Source organism: Priestia sp. BR_2 (assembly GCF_041954005.1).
GTDB classification, from domain to species: Bacteria; Bacillota; Bacilli; order Paenibacillales; family Paenibacillaceae; genus Paenibacillus_AQ; species Paenibacillus_AQ lautus_A.
Window position 1 is genome coordinate 1 of sequence record NZ_JAVFHM010000267.1, and the last position, 1,423, is coordinate 1,423.

1 pseudogene is annotated in these 1,423 nt (G+C 36.2%); it reads right to left on the reverse strand.

The annotated features are described in order from the left end of the window. Window positions 1-607: 607 nt before the first annotated feature. A pseudogene (locus RB298_RS20685) lies at window positions 608-1,423 on the reverse strand (MFS transporter); the annotation flags it as partial.

Sequence of the window (1,423 nt, forward strand, 5' to 3'; positions counted from 1 at the left end):
ACATACAGGTAACCGGATAAAATGTATCTAAACGTGTAACTTTTTACTTTTGGTGACGTGATCCCTAGTATAGAAAAGCTAAAAATTTTTAATCACTTAATTATTAGAAGGTGGAGGAAGCCTTTGTTCAATAAGGCTTTGCAATGATCTTCAACAATCAAGCGAGTTTCTTAAATATTCGGTTCTCGAAATAAAAAGCCACCTTAAGTAAGTTGAAGAATGACATTTTTTCTGTGTTACCAATCTCACAAACGAATGGATTTGATAATTTTTATTTTCTCATTTTGTGATCGTAAAATCTTTGATGATTTGTTATCAAAACTATTATCAAAAACAAATTAACAATAACCTCCTGCCGAAATTAGCTCCAATACATACATAAAGCCTGTATTAACGCAGTAACACTAACGAAGTAGATAGCCTTTAGATACTATGCAGCTACTGCAGTAAGCTTGCCTGCCTAATAGAAAAATAAAAAAGAACCCTTACCGCAGTAAGTAAGGGGTAGCTAATTATGTAAGAAGTAAGGGGTTGTTATATGCTGGTGGTTGTCTTAATAGCCCATTTTTTATGAAATAGATAAGAAACCAGAATTAAATATAAGGGTTTACAAGGTACTCTTTTTAGATAGGTTTAACTCTTCAGTTTTAGGTTTTTTCCATAGTACAGTGATGGCTAAACCAATGATAATGACAACCGTACTGAAATAGTAGGGATAATTAATATTAATATCAAATAAAAATGCCACCTAAGATGGGGCTAAATACGTTGGCTAGGGAAGTGAAAAAAGAGTTCATTCCTCCAACAAAACCTTGTTCGTTGCCCGCGATGCGTGATAAGTACATTGTTACGGCTGGGCGAATGAGATCCGCACCTATAAATACGGTAAATGTGACTATCATAACCGTCCAGTACGAGCTCACTAATGTCATTGTGAAAACTAAAATCGCAGATAATACCAATGACCAACGAATCATATTAATTTCACCCAGATGCTTTACTAACGGTTCGAATAATACAACCTGAAATATTGCACCTATAATGGCACCGCCTGTGATTGAAATAGCAATGTCCAATGGACTAAACGCGAATTTATGATCAACGTATAAACTAAAGAATGACTCAAATGCTGTTAACCCAAATGTCGATACAAAAATGACCACAAAAGCAATAAAGAACATAGGCATGAATATCTTTTTCAAGCCACGCTTCTTCTCTATTAGTCGCTCAACTTCTATTTCCTCTTGAGAAGACGCTGGTTCTTTTAAAAGCATAACAGATAAGATTGCAGCAACAAATCCAAGGACTGAAGCTGAGTAAAAGGGTACTCGCGTGCCAATCTCAGCTAAGAAGCCACCGACGCCTGGCCCGATAATTAGCCCAGTGGTAATAGCTGCCGACATATATCCTAGCATCTTTGGAC